The sequence below is a fragment of the Pseudomonadota bacterium genome, assembly GCA_026390555.1.
Lineage (GTDB): Bacteria > Bdellovibrionota_C > UBA2361 > UBA2361 > OMII01 > OMII01.
Genome location: JAPLFS010000007.1, coordinates 1 through 19,192, shown reverse-complemented (window position 1 = coordinate 19,192; position 19,192 = coordinate 1). Strand labels below are relative to the sequence as shown.

The 19,192-nt window shown below is 49.0% G+C and carries 15 protein-coding genes; 12 read left to right on the top strand and 3 right to left on the bottom strand.

Annotated features, from left to right (window positions below; all coding sequences use genetic code 11):
- Nucleotides 1–398: 398 nt before the first annotated feature.
- A complete protein-coding gene (locus NTV65_00420) occupies nucleotides 399–1,082 on the top strand; it encodes an HD domain-containing protein (GenBank protein MCX6113669.1) in 684 nt (227 codons plus the stop codon).
- Nucleotides 1,083–1,100: 18 nt separating this feature from the next.
- Here the strand turns inward: NTV65_00420 and trfA are convergent, their stop codons facing one another.
- On the bottom strand, nucleotides 1,101–2,828 hold the full coding sequence (gene trfA, locus NTV65_00415; protein ID MCX6113668.1) for a plasmid replication initiator TrfA: 1,728 nt from the start codon (nucleotides 2,826–2,828) through the stop codon (nucleotides 1,101–1,103).
- A gap of 666 nt (nucleotides 2,829–3,494) precedes the next feature.
- On the opposite strand from trfA, the gene NTV65_00410 reads away from it, so the two are divergent.
- The 9 genes from NTV65_00410 (at nucleotide 3,495) to NTV65_00370 (ending at nucleotide 12,825) form a co-directional block, all read left to right on the top strand.
- Nucleotides 3,495–4,289 (top strand): ParA family protein, encoded by a 795-nt coding sequence (locus NTV65_00410; GenBank protein ID MCX6113667.1) that lies wholly within the window; start codon nucleotides 3,495–3,497, stop codon nucleotides 4,287–4,289.
- On the top strand, nucleotides 4,276–5,145 hold the full coding sequence (locus NTV65_00405) for a ParB/RepB/Spo0J family partition protein (protein MCX6113666.1): 870 nt from the start codon (nucleotides 4,276–4,278) through the stop codon (nucleotides 5,143–5,145). Before NTV65_00410 ends, NTV65_00405 begins: the two co-directional genes overlap by 14 nt.
- Nucleotides 5,146–5,221: 76 nt before the next feature.
- Entirely contained in the window at nucleotides 5,222–6,559 is a 1,338-nt protein-coding gene (locus NTV65_00400; GenBank protein MCX6113665.1) for a Mur ligase family protein, read from the top strand.
- Nucleotides 6,556–7,359 (top strand): polyprenyl synthetase family protein, encoded by an 804-nt coding sequence (locus NTV65_00395; GenBank protein MCX6113664.1) that lies wholly within the window; start codon nucleotides 6,556–6,558, stop codon nucleotides 7,357–7,359. The genes NTV65_00400 and NTV65_00395 overlap by 4 nt, the downstream gene beginning before the upstream one ends.
- 74 nt (nucleotides 7,360–7,433) lie before the next feature.
- A complete protein-coding gene (locus NTV65_00390) occupies nucleotides 7,434–8,222 on the top strand; it encodes a hypothetical protein (GenBank protein ID MCX6113663.1) in 789 nt (262 codons plus the stop codon).
- 200 nt (nucleotides 8,223–8,422) lie between these two features.
- Nucleotides 8,423–9,304: an ankyrin repeat domain-containing protein gene (locus NTV65_00385; GenBank protein ID MCX6113662.1), complete on the top strand. Its 882-nt coding sequence runs from the start codon at nucleotides 8,423–8,425 to the stop codon at nucleotides 9,302–9,304.
- Nucleotides 9,305–9,506: 202 nt separating this feature from the next.
- Nucleotides 9,507–10,169, top strand: coding sequence for a DedA family protein (locus NTV65_00380; GenBank protein ID MCX6113661.1), 663 nt, complete (start codon nucleotides 9,507–9,509; stop codon nucleotides 10,167–10,169).
- 46 nt (nucleotides 10,170–10,215) lie between these two features.
- On the top strand, nucleotides 10,216–11,781 hold the full coding sequence (locus tag NTV65_00375; protein MCX6113660.1) for a S8 family serine peptidase: 1,566 nt from the start codon (nucleotides 10,216–10,218) through the stop codon (nucleotides 11,779–11,781).
- A gap of 33 nt (nucleotides 11,782–11,814) precedes the next feature.
- The gene (locus tag NTV65_00370; GenBank protein ID MCX6113659.1) at nucleotides 11,815–12,825 is read left to right on the top strand and encodes a TerC/Alx family metal homeostasis membrane protein; all 1,011 of its coding nucleotides are present in this window, start codon (nucleotides 11,815–11,817) and stop codon (nucleotides 12,823–12,825) included.
- 173 nt (nucleotides 12,826–12,998) lie between these two features.
- Here NTV65_00370 and NTV65_00365 read toward each other — a convergent pair whose 3' ends face one another.
- Complete coding sequence (locus NTV65_00365) at nucleotides 12,999–14,270, bottom strand: D-alanyl-D-alanine carboxypeptidase (GenBank protein ID MCX6113658.1); 1,272 nt, start codon at nucleotides 14,268–14,270, stop codon at nucleotides 12,999–13,001.
- 125 nt (nucleotides 14,271–14,395) lie between these two features.
- On the opposite strand from NTV65_00365, the gene rfbA reads away from it, so the two are divergent.
- Together rfbA and argS are read left to right on the top strand one after the other, a co-directional pair.
- A complete protein-coding gene (gene rfbA, locus NTV65_00360) occupies nucleotides 14,396–15,277 on the top strand; it encodes a glucose-1-phosphate thymidylyltransferase RfbA (GenBank protein MCX6113657.1) in 882 nt (293 codons plus the stop codon).
- A 14-nt stretch (nucleotides 15,278–15,291) separates the two neighbouring features.
- The gene (argS, locus tag NTV65_00355; protein MCX6113656.1) at nucleotides 15,292–17,448 is read left to right on the top strand and encodes an arginine--tRNA ligase; all 2,157 of its coding nucleotides are present in this window, start codon (nucleotides 15,292–15,294) and stop codon (nucleotides 17,446–17,448) included.
- 475 nt (nucleotides 17,449–17,923) lie between these two features.
- Here the strand turns inward: argS and NTV65_00350 are convergent, their stop codons facing one another.
- Nucleotides 17,924–18,877: a hypothetical protein gene (locus NTV65_00350; protein MCX6113655.1), complete on the bottom strand. Its 954-nt coding sequence runs from the start codon at nucleotides 18,875–18,877 to the stop codon at nucleotides 17,924–17,926.
- Between the last annotated feature and the right edge of the window lie 315 nt (nucleotides 18,878–19,192).

Below are 19,192 nucleotides of genomic sequence, written 5' to 3'. Positions count from 1 at the left end.
TCCCGTGCTGCGCAGCAGCGTACTTGCTGTCACGCCCTATCAATCGGCTTTTCATTTAAAACGCCTACAACGTAGATTATGTGTAACTAGTCAGAATAAACTAAAAATGATCGTTCACGTTGATGCTCTGTACCAACCCCTCAGGGGTCGATTTGCAGAGCCCGTCCAGCAGCGCAAGCTGCGGGCGCAGCAATGCGGTGGGGGTGACAACATTAACTGGTCACAAAATCTGCCGTCCCCGATCAGGGGACGACCAATCGAATTACCTATGAAACTTCCCCGTAATCTGAGTAGCTTGAATCGCGACATTAAACTACGGTGACCAGTTACGATTATCTAATGTCTTCTAAGTTCTTAGACGATATCCTATAGCAGCAGAGAAGGTCAAAGAGGGGGCTATGTCTAGTGCTGAAAAGCTGGTGAAGAGTGCTGTAACGAAGCAGGAGCAGATCTCCTTAGCGCTCGCGCACCTAATCCCCTTGCCACTCGTTCAGGAGGCCCTTACGATGCTCGACAAGGAGTTACCTGACAACATCTCATACCATACCAAGGGTCACACGCTCGAGGTACTGCGCGAGTCTATACGCTTTGCTGTTACAGAGGGGCTTTCTGAGCGTGAGCTTGAGCTGTTGGCGATAGCCGCCGCATTTCACGACACCGGCTTTATTAAGAGCCCCGTAGCAAATGAGTTAATCGGTGCAGAATTCGCTCGGGAAGCGCTGCAGCGTGCCGGCGGTTTCAGCACGAGAGAGATACAGCTCATAGAGCAGATGATCCTGGATACCAAATTAGTGGAGCTTTCTAGCGGCCCGCAACTGATCCCGTCTACAAAACTCTCCCGCTATCTGCTCGATGCTGATCTTAGCAACCTGGGGCGCGATGATTTCTTCGATAAGAGCGAGCTTCTACGCCAGGAACTTGGGGTTGAAGAGCGCTCTTTTCGCAGCCGTTCACTGCAAGTTATTGCGGGGTATCATTGGTTTACTGAAGCAGCGCATGCGCTAGGACAGAAAAAGAAAGAGGAAAATTTGCTATTGTTAAGGTCAATTATCGCTTCAGAATCTTCAGATCCTGCTGGATAAAGGCTAGCTAGGGAGCTATTAGTGCTTATCCTTATCGCGGCTCCATTTATCTAAATCAGGAAACCCGCTCTGTTCTAAAAGACGTTGCTCAACACCGCGCTGTACAGCCTCAATGAAGCGTTGCGGCGAGATGTGCGCGCGCAGCTTAGAAAGAGCCGCTTCAACTTCGACCTGCATTGCAGCAACCTCGGATGGTGCGGCGTTATTCTGGACGGTCTCAAGCGCTGTTTTACGAGCAACTAAATAATCTATCTCTAGATTAAAGGCGTCTGTCTTGCGCTTATTTGCGATAGCCTCTTCACGCGCAGAGCGCCCTACTCCCGCACCATATGCTCCACTAGCATGTGAGCTGTTTTGTTGTCCTGCGCCCAGTTGCTGCGTCTTTTCTCCTGAGTTTTTTGCGCCAAAACTGAGGTTATTCTGCTGAGAATTGGGTCGTTTTTTGTCGACTGGGAGGGTAAAATCAAACGGCTTCTCTATCGCACGATAGAGAAATCCTGCCGGATTCTTATTCACTAAACGACTACTAGAAGCGATTAATCCATCAAAGTACGCCAGGATCTCGTTTATACGTGAGAGCGTTTCTATCCCCTGCCCCATTACGAGCCGCCGCACCTGCCTCTCTGCTAGTCCGCGCTGCACAAGCTCCCGAATAAGCGTTTCGCTATCGTTACCTTGCAGAGGCTCAGCACGCCCGCTCCAAGCGGCCTGTGTGCCCTGCCCTGCCTGTGCCGCCCCTGCGACATGTCCTGCCCCGGCTGACTGTGTGGCTACGCCTGTAGAGGCTGTACCAGCAACCAAGGTGCGTCGTGGTGCATGCGCTGCAACCAGGATAACCTCGGTTGATTTCCCTTTTCCTATAAACTCAAAATCACTCAGGGTGCCCTTCTCTTTCAACTCCTCTAGGGCCGGTTCGAGCTGTTGCCTGAGCGAACTTGCGTAGATGTAGTTGCGAGAGATGCCTATCTTTTCATGCCCTAGTACAAAGAGATTTATCTGAATACGGGAGCGATACCAGAAGTGTTTATCTATGTAGCGATAGAGTCGCTTTGTAACAGCGCTCTGCAGATCTAGATAAAAATCTAGATCGAGTTTCTTAATAAAACCGACCTGAAACGATTTGAATAGAACTTCACTCCAGGTAAAGAAACTCGGATGTGTATCGCGGCCATCGTTGATCTCATAGGCATCGATGATGCCGAAATTGCGTGTGCTATGCAGCTTCGTTTCATTGTCATAAAAGGCGTTCGTAGCCTTAATTCGCACACCACTTAAGCGATCTAGCGCGTTCTGTAGGCGCGTATAGCTGCGTCCCTCGGTGGTCCAACGCAGGATCTTTAGGAGCTCATAACGGGTGAAGTGAATCTTACGACTACGCACGCCCTCGTCTGCTGTCAATTTCAACAACCCAAGCAGCACCTCATCATCAGAGGATGTTGGTAGGCCGAATTTATCAGCTCCGGTTATAATCCATTTGCGGTTGAGGGGCTCTCCGTTTTTGCCTTTTACGATATCGGAAAACTCGAGGGTCTTTACAGATGGGTCAGCACGTTTTGAAAGCACCGTTAGGGGAAACTCCGCTAGGTTCATCTCATCGCGAGAGACCTTAAGTGAAAGCGGCGTAAGGGATGAATTGGCGCCAGTAGCAACCGGCACAGCATCGGCCTCAAGGGCGTGCTGCGCTGATTCGAATCCCGCTTGGCGGGACTCGGCTTGGGTAATATCAAGTGCGGATAGCGGCGTCATGCGATAGAGTTAATTAAAATAACATGTGGTTACTGCGCGATTTTCAAACTGCTACGATTAAAAATTATTGCGATTAAAAATTTGCAATTAAAAATTATTGAGCCAAAAGCTATGCATCTCTTCAATCTCCTAACAGCTCGTAGCTCGAGAGCCAAAACCACCAAAATAAAAAACAACGGAACTAGAACTCAGAAAGGATAGCTTAGTTTTAGTTAGTTAAACAATCTTTTCTTAAAGACATGTTACTAGATGAGCGGAGAAAATCCACAATTAAAGTAAGAGTTTAGATTCTTTTATTTATTTGAATGCACGAGCAATTAAGAGTGAAAACACGATACCGATTTATCTAGGATCCCGAATCACTTGGTGTGAAATCACGTTACTCTTATCCTCAGTTCACGAGATCTCTTATCCCCATTCACGATGCTTGGGTCTAGAGCAGGGGCTTTGCGACTTGCTTATGGTGATAAAGCCCCTACTATCGTGAAGTGAGGTGTAGTTTTTAGTTACAGCTCTTATTTCAGATCACGAAGGTAATCTGATAGGGTGCTGTGAGAGCATTTGAAATAATAGTAGTTTTTAGCATCGTGTAATGACTTAAGTGTGGATTTTAAGTGAGAACTTTGCGAAGTTCCTTATCTCGATTCACGATTCATGGGGTGACCAGTGGCGATAGTAATGAGTGTAGTCAATCAGAAGGGTGGTGTTGGTAAGACCACTACAACTGTAAATTTAGGTGCTGCGATAGCACTCAGTGGTAAAAGGGTGCTTCTGATAGATATCGATGCCCAGAGTAACCTGACAACGCATTTAGGGCTCGGTGGTAAGGAGGACCCGCAGGATCTCAACGAGGTTCCCCAGGGGCCTGAATGGACCGTATACGATGTCCTTAAAGGCACAAAGCGCATTCAGGACGTTGTTATTAAGAGGTCTGCGAACCTTGATGTAGTTCCTTCTAGCCTGCTATTGAGCGCCGCTGATCTGGAGCTTGGAGGGGTAGTTGGACGTGAACTGCTCCTTAAACGAGCGATTGAAAAGGTTCGCGACAGCTACGATATTATCCTGATCGACTGCCCACCAACCTTAGGTCTTCTATCTCTGAACGCACTGGCTGCAGTAGATAAGGTCATCGTACCGGTTCAGAGCGAGTACCTGGCTCTGCATGGAGTTCGGCAACTACTTGATACTATTGATCAAGTTAGAGGAATCTATAATCAGGCACTGGTTGTAGGTGGTGTACTTATCTGTTTACACGATAGTCGCAAGCGTCTTGCACGTGCTGTAGCTGATACAATCAGGGCCTATTTCGGGCAGTTGGTCTTTAATACAATTATTAGAGAGAATGTTGCACTAGCGGAGGCACCGGCAAAGGGGCAGAGTATATTTGAATATATGCCGAAGTCGACCGGAGCTGAAGATTATAGTTCGTTAGCTGAGGAGGTTCTCAATGTCAAAGCGTAGTTTTTCATTTTCAAATAACCCACTTATGGCCGGACCTGCACTCGATGAAAGAGCAAAGGGTGGCATTCCGTATAGAGAGATACCGCTCTCTGCTATAGAAGCGGATCCACACCAACCACGCCAAACGTTTGATGAAGAAAAGCTACAGGAGTTGGCGGATTCAATCAAACTTTACGGTGTGTTAAGCCCAATTCTTGTTAGGGCAGGGCAGCTTCCTGGTCGCTATACCGTTATATCTGGAGAGCGCCGCTTTCGAGCCGCGCACCTGGCAGGACTCTCATCGATTCCAGCTATGGTAAATCACGGCGAAGATGTACAGGGGAGAACCCTTGCTATACAGCTCGTTGAGAACCTACAACGCGATGATCTGACCCCAATTGAGCGAGCGCATGCTATCGGAGCGCTGCGTGATGGAAATAGCCTTAGCATTCGGGATATTGCAGAGAAGCTCAGCATCTCCAAGAGCGCAGTTCAACGTAGTCTCGACATATTGCAGCTCCCAGATGATCTTTTAAACGCTCTTCGGCAGGGGGCTTCCGAGTCTAAGGTGCTTCTTCTAGCTAAGATTGAGGATGAGCAGCTTAGAGCTACCTATCTGAAGGATCTAGATCTTCTTACTAGAGCTCAACTTGAAAAGAACCTAGGCAAGGGCCGAACTGACAACGACGATGTCACTGGTGAGCCAAAGGTTATAAATGCCGAGGATCTCCGTATTGCAGATGAGATTCAGCGCGCCCTTGGTATGAAGGTAAAGCTTATTAGGTCTAACTCTAGCGCTGATAGTGGCAAGTTAATGGTAGAATTCTACGCTGAAGGGGACCTACAGATCCTCTTCCGCAAGCTCATAGCAGAATAGAGTAGAGTGTCCCACCGTGGGACAGGCATGTAGTGTCCCACCGTGGGACATTTCTATCGTGTCTCAGGATGGAACAGTGAATAAGACACAGATCGGCCTGCAGTATTTAAGCAAACTAACCCCATGGAACGGTAGGGGGGGCTTTGACCTACAACAGATTTCGGCGGTTTTAAAGAGACTCGGCGATCCACAGGACGCTATTCCTAGTATTCACGTTGCTGGAACTAACGGTAAGGGCTCAGTATCATCGGCGATTTCTTCGATCCTAGGCCAAGCTGGGTATCGTGTTGGCTTAAATAGCTCGCCGCATCTAGAGAATATAAACGAGCGTATAGTAATCGATGGACTAGCGGTTGCAGATGAGTTTTTGGGGGAGTTCGCCTATGCGGTACGCGCAGCTGCGGCCCGTGAGCTAGTAGATCTATCGTTTCATGAAGTAATTACAGCCATAGCTTTTCTCGGATTCAGTGAGTTTGGCGTTGAGTGGTCAGTTATGGAGGTCGGATTAGGTGGAAGGCTAGATGCTTCTAATGTCATTACACGACCCGCAGCGACGGCTATCGTAACTATCGATTATGACCATCAAGCGATACTTGGCGAGACCTTGGGTGAGATAGCAGCGGAGAAGGCAGGTATTATTAAGGCTGGATCACCAGTTGTAACAGGTTTTTTGCCAAAATCTGCTGCTGATGTTGTTTCTGCTAAGGCTAAAGCGCATAGCTCAGAGCTATATCGATTTAGCAAAGAGTTCGGAGCCCATTCAGTGCTTAATCAGGATGGAGCTAGATTCGGGTATTGGGATAAGAGCGTAGGAAATGGAGTAGGGGACTTATTTCATTTCTCGACACAGTTACCTGGGGATCATCAGGGGCACAACATGGCGGTCGCCGCTAAGCTTGGCTTGTTGGTAGGGATTGATAAAGATTCATGTAGGCTCGGCGTTGAGGGGGTATTTTGGCCAGGTAGACTCGAGACAGTCTCCTCACTAGGGCGCGAGATAGTACTTGATTGTGCCCATAACACCTCAGGAATACAGTCATTTATATCATATCTTGAGTCTTTTGAAGAGCGTAATATCGATCTGACCTTCGGGGTGCTTGATACCAAGAACTGGCAGGCAATGATTAAACAACTCATACCATACGTTGGTCGGTGGAGGCTACTTAAGCCTGAATCGGAGCGAGCTATGCCGGATGCACAGGTTCAGGCAGAGATTGAAGCCTCGTGTAATGGAATAAGTATTCGCAGCTACGGCTCTGATTATGAGGGCTATCTTCGTGAAGTGCTTGAGGAGGATGGAGATCGCCCAGCCTACGTTCTAGGCTCTATGTATATGGTTGGCAGGTTGCGTGGCATGTTATCGATACCGACCAGGCCGATTTGGAGGAAGGCAAAAAATAACATTGTTTTATGAGCGTCGATCAAGGTAATCAGATAGTAAAGTGGCGCGAAGAGATTGAGCTCGGTCTTGCAGCCTTGGCCGAGAACGCGGCCTGCGACAGCCTGGTGCTTAAGAACGGCGCACACTACGTCTTACAGGGCGGTGGAAAACGGCTTAGGGCTCTATTAACAGTGGCGCTACATCACGACATGGCCAAGGGTAGCATAGATACAGAGCTGCCAATGGTGCCAGCCTTAGCGCTTGAGGCGCTGCATGCAGCATCTCTTGTGCACGACGATCTTCCTGCGCTCGATAACGATGATATGAGGCGCGGACGTCCCGCCTGTCACAAGGCTTTCGGTGAGGCCAGCGCAATTTTATTGGGCGATCTCCTAGTTGGTGTCGCGTTCTCATCAATTCATCACTACCATATAGCGCTCGATAAACAGGCGCGGCTCAGCGCTATTTTATCAAGAGCATGGCGTGAGCTCTGCATTGGGCAGCAGTTAGATCTAGAGGCAGCGCAGGACCCTAGCCAACGTCACCGAATGTTTGAGTTAAAGACAGGCGCACTTTTTGGGGCAGCCGCTGCCTGCGGAGCGATCTGTGCAGATGCTAAAGATGAAGTTGTTCAGGGGCTCTATAAATGGGGCATAGCGCTGGGAGTTCTCTTTCAAAAGCTGGACGATGTTGCAGATGGTGAATGCGCCGAGTCTGAATTAAATGGTGTGCGAGAGGAGTGTTTCGCTTTGCGCAGCGCTCTCTCTGAAATCGTGTCTGAGCGGTGCAAGATGTCGGAAGAGGTTTTCAATCTGATACTTCAACTCTCATAACTATTCACCCCAGTATAAACTTGTCTGCGGTTAAAAGGAGTGGTTAAAAGGAGTGGTTAAAGGATTCGAGCATAATGAATAGTCAGGGTATACAGGAGAGCCAGAAGAGAGAGCTACTTACGGCAGTGCGCAGGGCAGGGGAGCTGCTGCTTGATCTATGGCCCGGAGGTTCCTCTATAGGTGCAGCACTTGAGATTAAAACTAAAGGTGATGGCTCCCTAGTATCGCTGGCAGATCTGCGTTCAAATGAGCTTATTATGAGCGCTATAACCGAGCTATTTCCTTCGGATGCCCTCCTTTCTGAGGAGACCGAGCCCGATAATGCTACCCTTGCCGCAGCACGGCGTACCTGGATTATTGATCCCCTTGATGGAACTGCGTCCTTTCTTGCTGGGCGCGATGATTTTTCGATCCTAGTCGCGCTCTGTGAAGATCAGATTCCTACGTTCGGCGTGATGCTCTTTCCAGCACGCGGCCAGATGATTATCGCCGAGCATGGAAAGGGAGCTACCGTAAACGGCGGTCCGCTAGCGGTATCTAGAAACCAATTGCTTAGTCAGGGGCGTGTCTATATCAGAAATTTTGAGTGTACCCGCCCAGAGCTCTCGAGTCCTGCCATGGATTCAGGGCTCGCCTTTCTTAAGGTTGCCTGCGGGGAGCTGGATGGGGCTATTATTAAAATGAGCACCCACCGCGAGTGGGATATTGCAGCCCCGCTGGTGGTTATCTCTGAGGCTAATGGGTTGGTCTCTGATGAGACTGGGGCCGTAATTAGGTGCGGCAGTGGGCTAATTAGTTATCGCTACGTAGTTGCCTCTAACGGCATAAATCACAAAGAGTTACTTGCTGTTATCCCGCGCTAGCTCAAATATAAAACGCCGTTATTTATAATCTTGTGCGGCAGATCTTATTTTTTGCTTATGAACTTATTCAGGATAGCCGACTATCTGTAATAAGGGGCAAGACAACGCGCCAGTAGCAGAAGGCGCCTCTTTTGTTTCCATTCTCTATTAGGTTGTTGAATTAAAAAGGCTATCAAGAGAAGCCAGAGGTGAGGGGATATATGGGAATTACATACACAACAGACCAAAAGACGCTAATAGCCGCAGCTAGAAGTGGTGATATGGCATCTATACAGGGACTAATTGATCAGGGATTTGATATCGATTGTGAGCTTAAATACGGCTCAAGCGCTCTTATGATTGCGGCCTCCAGAGGGCAGGAATCTACAGTGCGGCTTCTGGTAGCCAATGGCGCCAAGGTCAATCGACGAAACAAGTTTGGAGTGACTCCGTTATTTGAAGCTTGCGAGCGTCTTCATTACTCGACCGTGCGTGCGTTGGTGGAGCTTGGGGCGGATGTGAACATGCTCCATAACAACGGAAGTACCGCGCTACTTGGAGCTGCAATGCGGCGAGATATCAAGACCGTAAGATTGTTACTGGAGCTTGGAGCAGATATGACGATTGAAAATTTCGATGGTTGGAGTGCTCGCACATGGGCAGAGGCCGAGAGCAATCCGGCTCTGCGCGAGGTGCTTAAAGTTCCAAAAACAGAGATACACGAGCTACACTCCGAAGGAGAGGGTGCTAGCGAAAATGGGGAGAAAGCCCCAGGAAAGGTAGGCAAGGCTATGGGCAACAACGCTTTTTGGACAGTTTTTATGCGAGCAGCATCAACGGGTGATGTAGAAACCGTACGACGCCTTGCAGATACCGGCATTGAGGTTAATGGGCAGAGTCCTAACGGAACAACGGCGCTTATGGCAGCCGTTAAGAATGGACACTCATCAACTGCATTTGAATTAATTGAGCTCGGCGCAGATCTCACCCTTACAGATGATGACGGGGTGAGTGCGGTTGAATGGGCCGCGAAAAAGGGGCAGCAGACCTTCCTTGAGGCGCTTAAAGAGCGCGGCATTGCGGTGCCAGAATTCAAGGTATAGGCAGAGCTCTTCGTAGAGTAATTCGTAGAGTAAGTTGCTATCTGTACTTTTCTGAATTAAGCGGACTATAATTATTCTACGTACCTTAACCGGTTAATGGTGGGTTGCTAGGTGCTATATAACCTCTGAAGGGGGCCGTTATATAAAGCGCGCCGAGTGAGCTTGCACATTATCTGTAATCTGCAAACTTTAGAGAGCCAGCATGAGTTTTATTACACGCTTTATCGATCTCTTTCTTCATATTGATAAGCACCTGACCGAGGTGGCGCAGCAGTACGGCGTATGGGCGTATGGCATCCTGTTTCTGATAGTATTCTGTGAAACTGGATTGGTAGTAACTCCGTTCTTGCCAGGAGATTCCCTGCTTTTTGCTGCCGGCGCTCTGGCAACCAAGGGTGCTTTTGACGTTAACTTACTCGCAATTCTGCTCTTTGCAGCGGCGGTTATCGGTGATGCTGTGAACTATTATATCGGTCGAAAGATGGGAGCAGCGGTGTTTGAGAGAAAGGGCTCAAAGATCTTCAAACCCCAGTATCTCGCTAGAACTCAGAAGTTCTTCAATCGATACGGCAACAAAACAATCGTGTTGGCGCGTTTCGTTCCGATCGTAAGAACATTTGCGCCGTTTTTGGCAGGCGTCGGTAAGATGTCTTATGCTAAGTTTGCATTTTATAACGTATTTGGTGCCCTGCTCTGGGTTGGACTCTTCACATACGCTGGATACTTCTTTGGAGCGGTTCCATTTGTTGAGAAAAACTTCAAGTTGGTTATCCTAGCTATTATTATTCTCTCGATCCTTCCAGGTGTTATAGAGATAGTGCGTGCTCGGCGTGAGGCTAGGTTAGAGGGTGCGCCGGTTCGATAAGGATGGGGCTAAAGACGGAGCTTTTACCCATATGAATCTATACTGCATGAAAATTATTCCCCGTTGCAGCGCTGTTAGTAAATCTGCTCGCAGCATAATAGTAGCCCTTACAATCATTTTTGCCGCCTGGATATCGCCACTAGCCTATGCCGAGCATCCCCGTTACATCATACAGTTTCGTCAGGTGGTAAAGGCCTCCGGCATAAGCATAATGTCAGAGGCTACGGCGTTAGGGATCTCTCCCGCTCAGATCGTTGGTAGTATCCCCGGAGATCGCCTTATAGCAGCGCGGCTCTCAGATCGACAGCTTGCCGAGCTAAAGGGACAGCCCGAGGTAGAGTTGATAGAGCCAGATCATTTGATATCGGTACAGTACACCCCAAACGATCCGTTCTTGAGCAGTCTATATGGGCTCATTGGCTCTAAGGGGATTCAGGCAACTAACGCTTGGGATACTACTAAGGGCGATCCAGATGCGATTGTGGCGGTGATCGATACCGGTATCGACTATAATCACCCAGATCTCGTCAACAATGTCTGGACTAACGGGGGCGAAACCCCCAGTAATGGTATTGACGATGATGGCAACGGCTACGTTGACGACTACTATGGATATGATTTCGCAAATGAGGATGGAGATCCATTTGACGATCATGGCCACGGGACGCATGTATCGGGCACGGTTGCAGCTAGCGGCGACAACGCTATCGGGGTAGTTGGTGTTGCTTGGCACTCTCGCGTGCTAGCGATTAAAACGATCGGCGCTAGCGGCGTAGGGGCATACTTCGACATTATTCAGGGGATTGATTACCTCATAAAACTGAAACAATCAGGGGTTCCGATCGTCTGTATTAACCTATCGCTTGGAGGACTTGAGTTCTCGGGGGCACTACAAAAGGCTTTCCAAAAAGCTGATGAAAATGACATCCTTGTTGTCGCAGCGGCCGGGAACTCAACTGAAAATGCCGATAAAGAGCCGCAGTATCCCGCCGCATTCAACTTCTCCAACATTATCAGCGTAGCTGCCACAGGAAGTGAGGGCACCCTAGCTCCATTTTCAAATTTTGGTCGAAAGAGCGTTGATGTAGCGGCTCCTGGCGTTGATATCCTCAGTACTAATCTCCTGGCAAGTATAAATGGGCCGTATATAGAAAGAAGCGGAACATCTATGGCGAGCCCACACGTTGCCGGTATCGCAGCACTTATAGCGGCGATAAATCCGGAGCTAACCGCGCGGCAGATACGTACTTCGATCCTAACTACCGTCACAGCGGCTACAACATTAGCCGGTATTACAGCTACCGGAGGTATAGTGGATGCAGAGGCTGCGCTGGCTGACGCTGCGCCAAAGGTCCGCATGTTAGAGGTATACGGACGGGTATCCCGGGGGTCTGATAGAGTAGGGGGGGTACGGGTGCGCGCGCGTTCTGTGGACGGAAGCGGAGGTACGCACTCGGCACGCTCACGAACAGATGGCTCCTTTGCCGTTAGAGGCCTCCTGGCCGGAAGTTATTTGATAACGGCCAGCAAGGTAGGAACACAATTCAAAAAGCGCTCCTTTACTCGCTCCGTTACAAGTGATGTTAAGCAAAATTTCCAGGCTAGACGGTAACTAGTCACCCGAGAATAAACTAGACTGTAGATTATGCCACAGATTTTCCCTTTTTATGAGTTCTGGCCTTTCTATCTGTGCTTCTCAATCGGAGTTGCTGCGGTATTATTTCTCTCTCTAAAGATATTTCACGTTGAATCCGAGGAGGTTTCGATCCGCAGCGCGACGAAAACAGCGCTGGCATGGTTCGGGTTGGCTCTGCTCTTTAACGTGCTGCTCTATTTTTATACAAGGGAGCACCTTGCGGCAGATCCGACACTAGCGATGGCGCTTGGTAGCACCCCAGAGGAGCTGGCACGTCGTACAGCGCTTGAGTTCCTCTCGGGGTACCTCGTCGAAAAATCTCTGGCGATAGATAACCTCTTCGTCTTTATCGTAATCTTTAAGTTTTTTTCGATTGAAAAACGCTATCAGCATAGGGTGCTTTTTTATGGCTTATTTGGCGCGCTAGTGTTTCGAGCGATCTTTATCGCCATGGGCGCCGCAGTAATGGATATCTCTTGGGTAGTGATCGTCTTCGGTATCTTTCTTATCTACCAGGGGATCTCTATCCTGCGTGGTAAGGAGGCGCTGATAGACCCTGAGCATAACAAAGTGCTGCACCTGCTTAATAAATATCTCCCAGTATCAAAGAAGATGGCCGGACAACGGTTCTTTGTACGAGAATCGGGCAAATTATTTGTGACCCCGCTTTTCGTCACGCTAGTGTTCATTGAGATCACAGATATAATGTTCGCCTTTGACTCGGTGCCAGCAATCTTTGGTCTTACGAGTGAGCCGATGGTTGTATTTACATCAAACATATTTTCAGTAATCGATCTGCGTGCACTCTACTTTCTTCTTGCCGCCTTTATCACCCGATTTCACTATCTGCATGTGGGGCTATCCTTCGTACTAATTTTTATCGGTACGAAGATGGTCATTCTGGATCATTATCTGGGTGGCAGGGTACCGACCGAGATCTCGCTACTGGTAGTATTGGGTATTATTGCGGGCTCTATTGTATTTTCTCTTATTAAGCCGCCAGTAAAGCAGGAGGGGTAATGCAGCATAAGGGTGCTTTGATTTTGAAGCACAGTTATTATAGCACTCTCTATGGCTCTGATTATATGAGAGATTGATAGAGAGCATATACCTGCCAATAGGAGTGAGCTTATCAATGATTTCGTTTCAAGTATCTCGGCGCGCCTGAAACAGGGGGCAGATATAAGGGAGCGTTATAATACTTCTCTGTTATAACTTTCCTTAACGCCCCCCAAGCGCTCAAGCAGCGCAGTCTTCGCTTCTTTGGGTTGCAAATTAAGATAGTTTCTGACAGCGCTCGCCACCTTAAACTTGTATAGGTGAGGAACATTACTGTTGATTATAATAGCAAAGCGCAGCCGGCCAAATTTTGGCAGTTCAAAGTAGCCCGCCAGTGAGTTCACCCCGTTTAGGCTGCCGGTCTTTGCACGAAAGGCATCCTCTTCTGGTAATAGATCGCTATAAGGCTCAAATTTTTTAAGGAGGGTGGTCATGAGGCGAGCACTGACCTGGTTTTTACGCGAGAGTCCTGAGCCCTCCTCAATATGAAAATGACTCCAGCCAACGCGGCTACTAAGGCACTCAGTTAGGGCTTGTTGTGCTTTCTTAAGGGTTGCTGGTACGCCGAATCGTTTAACTCCAAGCGTTAGAAAGAGCTGATTTGCGGTAAAATTAGTGGAGTGCTTAAGCATGCCGGTAATGATCCCCGTAAGGTTTTGAGAGGAGGTGTGTATAAGGAGGGTGTGTGCAGAGGAGGAGATAGGGCCAAGCGTTATGCGGCGTGCAGTTTTGAGCCCAGCTTGCGTAAGGAACTCAGATAACAGCTCTCCTCCATAGAGCGCACCAGTTTTCCAGTCCTCTCCGATCTTAATACGCGCAGTTGTGCCTCGTTTAAGCTTGAGTCCAGCTTTGCGCGATAGAGGTGTAAGGGGTGTTTGAGGTTCTGCGCTTGTAACGGCACCAGTTTTTGTGCGGGTGAGATAGGCGGAGCTGAAATTACCGACAAAAGCGCTGTTCTTAGCGTCATATGGATTGAGTGAAGAAGAGGCTCCATCGATCGTTAGAGTGCTTGAAAAGAGTGAGGTATCGATAATAATTTCGTTAATTCGCCCAGTTTTTTTGGAGATCGCCTGAGCAATCGCAGAGAGCTCTTCAGAGATCATCGTCGGATCGCCGGAAGCACGCACAAAGAGGGTGTTTTTGTCGTCTAGCAGAAATTCGGTAGAGAACCTGTAGTTGGCGTTAAGCTCCTGCAGGGCGCAAAAAGCAGTAGCGACCTTAATTATTGATGCCGGCACAAACAGCTCATCATCACGATGACGCAGAAGTGCCTCGCCGGACTCTGTTTCGACCCGGATTGAGCCGTTTTTAAGCAACGCTGGGAGATTAATCGGCTCTGCCAGAGCTGAAAGCATTGGGGGCAGGGCAAGAAGGCCGAGGATGGTGAGTTTAAAGGCTAAGCGCATGGGCCGATTCCACCATAAAGCTGTCGATCAGGGTAGGGGCAGCGGGATAAAAGCAGTAGAGTGAACTTTTAAGAAGTTCCTGCTATATTCACACTGGTTGGCCTAAATTAATTTTGTGGTGATATATGAAGGGAATTCTTCTAGCTGGTGGCTCTGGCACTCGTTTGCACCCCGTGACACGCGCGGTCAGTAAGCAGCTTCTGCCGATCTACGACAAGCCGATGGTCTACTATCCGCTCTCAACGTTAATGCTGGCTGGTATTAGAGAGATATTAATCATCACCACCCCGCACGACCTAGCTGCGTTTGAGCGCTTGCTAGGGGATGGTTCTCAGTGGGGGTGCTCATTCACTTACGCGGAACAGCCGAACCCGGAGGGGCTTGCACAGGCCTTTATCATCGGACGTAACTTTGTTGGGAAGGATCGCGTAGCGCTGGCGCTTGGAGATAATATCTTTTTTGGGCACGGCTTTGCGGAACTTCTGAGAAGTGCTGCGAAGTGTGAGACTGGAGCAACCGTCTTTGGCTACCGCGTTAGCGACCCGGAGCGCTACGGCGTAGTTGAGTTCGATGCAACGGGTCGGGCTATTAATCTGGAAGAGAAGCCCAAGAGCCCCAAATCGCAATTCGCAGTAACCGGCATTTATTTCTATGACAATCAGGTCCTCGATATAGCGAGTGGACTAACCCCCTCTGTGCGTGGAGAGCTTGAGATTACCGATGTAAACCTGGCGTACCTACGTGCCTCGCAACTTCAGGTTGAGATGCTCGGACGTGGTATCGCATGGCTTGATACCGGTACAAATGAGTCATTACTGCAGGCTTGTAATTTTATCCAAGCCCTTCAGGAGCGTCAGGGGCTGATGGTCGCTTGTCTTGAAGAGATCGCTTTCACTATGGGGTACATCGACCGTGAGCAGGTAGAGCAACAGGCAGACGCTATGAAGAAAAGCAGCTACGGCCAGTACCTTCTAGCATTGCTAAAATATAGCGCACACCCCAGATAGTTCTAAGGAGCTCCATGATCGGTCAAAGTACAGTAGCAGCATTACTTGAAAGGACGCTGCAGGAGTCGTTCGGTACCTCCATCAGTATAGCAGAGTTGACGAAACTCTTTGAAACACCGAAGGACTCCTCGCACGGAGAAATTGCATTTCCGTGCTTTCAACTTGCGCGCTCTTTGCGCAAGGCCCCATTGGCGATAGCGGCAGAGCTTGCGCCAAAACTATTGGAGCGTTTAGCGGATCAGGGGGAGATCTCCGCTATCCAGGCAAATGGTCCATACGTTAACTTCTTTCTGAACAAGGCTTCGCTTGCGGCTATTTTAGTACCAGCCATAATCAACGGATCTTTTTTAGCGCGGCGTCCAGACGTTGGCGAGCGTGTCATGGTCGAGTTTGGTAACGTTAATACCCACAAGTCGTTTCACGTTGGGCATATCCGTAATGCGGCTCTCGGGGATTCAATAGCAAAGCTCTTTGATTGGTGCGGTTTTACAACGATGCGAGCTGCATACCTGGGCGATGAGGGTACTCACGTTGCAAAGTGCATCTGGTACCTTCGTAGGCATAAGGATCTTGAGGTACCGAGCTGTAACCGGCTTGAATTCCTGGGTGCGGCGTATTCAAAGGCAAGCATTGAGCTAGATGTTGGAACCTATTCAGCTGTTGAGATAGTGGGGGTAAGGAGTGCCAGGATTGAGAGGATTGAGCCGCATCCGAATGAGCCGCTATGGCTCGTTATTACACTCCTAACGGCGACAGGTCCAGCAACAGTTGTTACACAGAGCTGTAATGCTCAGCGCGTTAAGGTGGGCTGCTTAGTTCCGCATGCTGCGCCTGGTATGCATCTTGGTGCTCGTCAGATCGGCGTAGTCGATCGAAAGGGAATTAACAGCGACGGGCTCCTACTTGGAGAGGAGGAGCTTAGAATAGGCACAGAGAATCAGATCCTTAATCTTCAAGTTCCTTCATATCTTCTGGCCAAATATCCGGATGGAATTGGGATCGATCTAGTTGAGATCTATCATCGTAGTGATTCCTTACTTGCAGGACAGGAGCTTTTGCCGATACTGCGCGACTGGACAGCCGAGGTGTCTCAGATTCTTCAGCGACTTGAATCAAACGATCCGGAGCTAAAAGATTTTTGGGTTCAATCGCGTAATTGGTCGTTAGATGAGTTAAAGCAGGACTTTGCATGGCTTAACTGCTCATTTGATCACTACTTTTTTGAATCGGAGTACGGAGAATCGAGCAAAGAGCTAGTGCGCAAATTTCAACAAGCGGGGGTCTTTATTGAATCAGAGGGGGCGGTTGGCGCAGATCTGAAGAAGGATGGGCTCGGGTTTTGTGTTCTTATTAAGCGCGACGGAACTGCGCTCTATGCAACGCGTGACCTTGTGTTGGCGCAACGTAAATTTGAGGAGTTTTCGATTGATCGTTCGATCTATGTAGTTGATGTTGGGCAAACGCTGCATTTTCAGCAGGTTTTTAGGTGCCTTGAGTTAATGGGCTATGAGCAGGTGAAGAGCTGCTATCACTGTTCATACGCACAGGTAACGTTGCCTGATGGTAAGATGAGTAGCCGTAAGGGTAACGTAATCTTAATGTCGAGTTTAAAGGAGAGGCTAGTTAGTAAGATTAACGCAGAGTTTCTTGATAAGTACAAAGGGGAGTGGTCGGATGAGGAGCGTAGCAAGGCTGCGTGGTGCATCGCCCTTGGAACGATGCGTTACGGGATGCTTAACCTCGATAACAACTCACAGGTTGTTTTTGACATGGATGCATGGACAGCAAGGACTGGGAATACCGGCCCATATATGATGTATGCTTTTGCACGGACCCGTTCAATCCTGCGTGAGTTAGGGGAGCAGAGCTCTGATTGGAGCTCGACAAGTTGGGATCTTCTAACACATGATACAGAGCTTGAGGTACTTAGGTTTCTCAACGAGTATCATGCAACTGTAAATCTTGCGTGCGCGCGCTATAGTCCACATATCATATGTTCTTATGCCTACGAGCTGGCAAAGTTGTTTAGTCGAATGTATCAGAACTGCTCTGTGTTGCGAGCAGAGACTCTGGAGCTTAAACAGGCAAGGGCGGGACTTGTAGAAGCAACTGGCCTTGTAATTAAGCACGCGCTCTCCCTAATTGGAATTGAGAGCGTTGAGCGTATGTAGTGGGGCACTACATTAGGCAGATAGTAACTATTTACCAAACTCATCTTTGATATGCGCTAACGCACACAGATCTGATTTGGTGAATAGTTACCGCATTTATAAGTGCGCTCTGTGCTTTTCGTATAGCTAGAACTGTGTAGTGAATTTGCCACATTAGAGTTTAATTACTGCTTTAAGCCCCATGACAGATCAGGTAGTTAGCATAGAGCTCAGGTGTGACAATAATCTCTGAGCAGTAAAAAAACATAGGGTATTTCAGTAGTTTAGCGACAATTCAGCGTTTATTTGTCGCAATCTAAAGAATCTACTAAATATTTTGGTGAAGAGCGCCGACTTAAAGACTTACGATGGGCTCTTTAGGTAGGGCGGAGACGCCCCATATATATAGTAGTGCCCCGAATAGGGGCGACTCAGTGCGAGGACACGTCGCACGTGCGCTACTATGCGTGATCGCACTTGTGTCTCTTATCATCGCCTATAGCGCACCGCTAGATCTATCTGCGCAAGAGGGTGTCGCTATTGCATTCGATACGGGTACCGCTGGACCAACCGAAACTCCTACCGAGACTCCGACCGAAACTCCTACTGAGACTCCTACCGAAACTCCTACCGAGACTCCAACCGAAACCCCTACCGAAACTCCGACCGAAACGCCAACCGAGACGCCAACCGAAACTCCTACTGAGACTCCAACCGAGACGCCAACCGAAACTCCTACTGAGACTCCAACCGAGACGCCAACCGAAACTCCTACCGAGACTCCGACCGAAACTCCTACCGAGACTCCAACCGAAACTCCTACTGAGACTCCAACCGAGACTCCAACCGAAACTCCTACCGAGACTCCGACCGAAACTCCAACCGAAACCCCTACCGAAACACCAACTGAGACCCCAACAGAGACTCCAACCGAGACCCCAACCGAGACTCCTACTGAGACCCCAACCGAAACTCCAACCGAGACTCCGACCGAAACTCCGACCGAAACTCCTACTGAGACTCCTACCGAGACTCCGACCGAAACTCCAACCGAGACGCCAACCGAAACTCCTACTGAGACTCCAACCGAGACTCCTACTGAAACTCCAACCGAAACTCCGACCGAAACTCCTACTGAGACTCCTACCGAGACTCCGACCGAAACTCCTACTGAGACTCCTACCGAGACTCCGACCGAAACTCCTACCGAGACTCCAACCGAAACCCCTACCGAAACTCCGACCGAAACGCCAACCGAGACGCCAACCGAAACTCCTACTGAGACTCCTACCGAAACTCCGACCGAGACTCCAACTGAGACTCCAACCGAGACTCCTACTGAAACTCCAACCGAAACTCCGACCGAGACGCCAATCGATACACCCATAAACACACCAACTAATACGCCAACAGAGACACCGACCGACACACCAACCAGTACTCCGACCAATACGCCAACTACTACTCCAACTCACACACCGACAGTTACGCCAACAAGCACCCTTACTAATACTCCAACGACAACACCTACAACGACACCAACGAATACCTCAACCGATACACCAACCAGTACTCCCACCTATACGCCAACTACAACTCCAACTCATACACCAACAGTTACGCCAACAAGCACCCCTACTAATACTGCAACGACAACACCAACGACGACACCAACGAATACCCCAACCGACACACCAACCAGTACTCCGACCTATACGCCAACTACTACTCCAACTCACACACCAACAGTTACGCCAACAAGCAC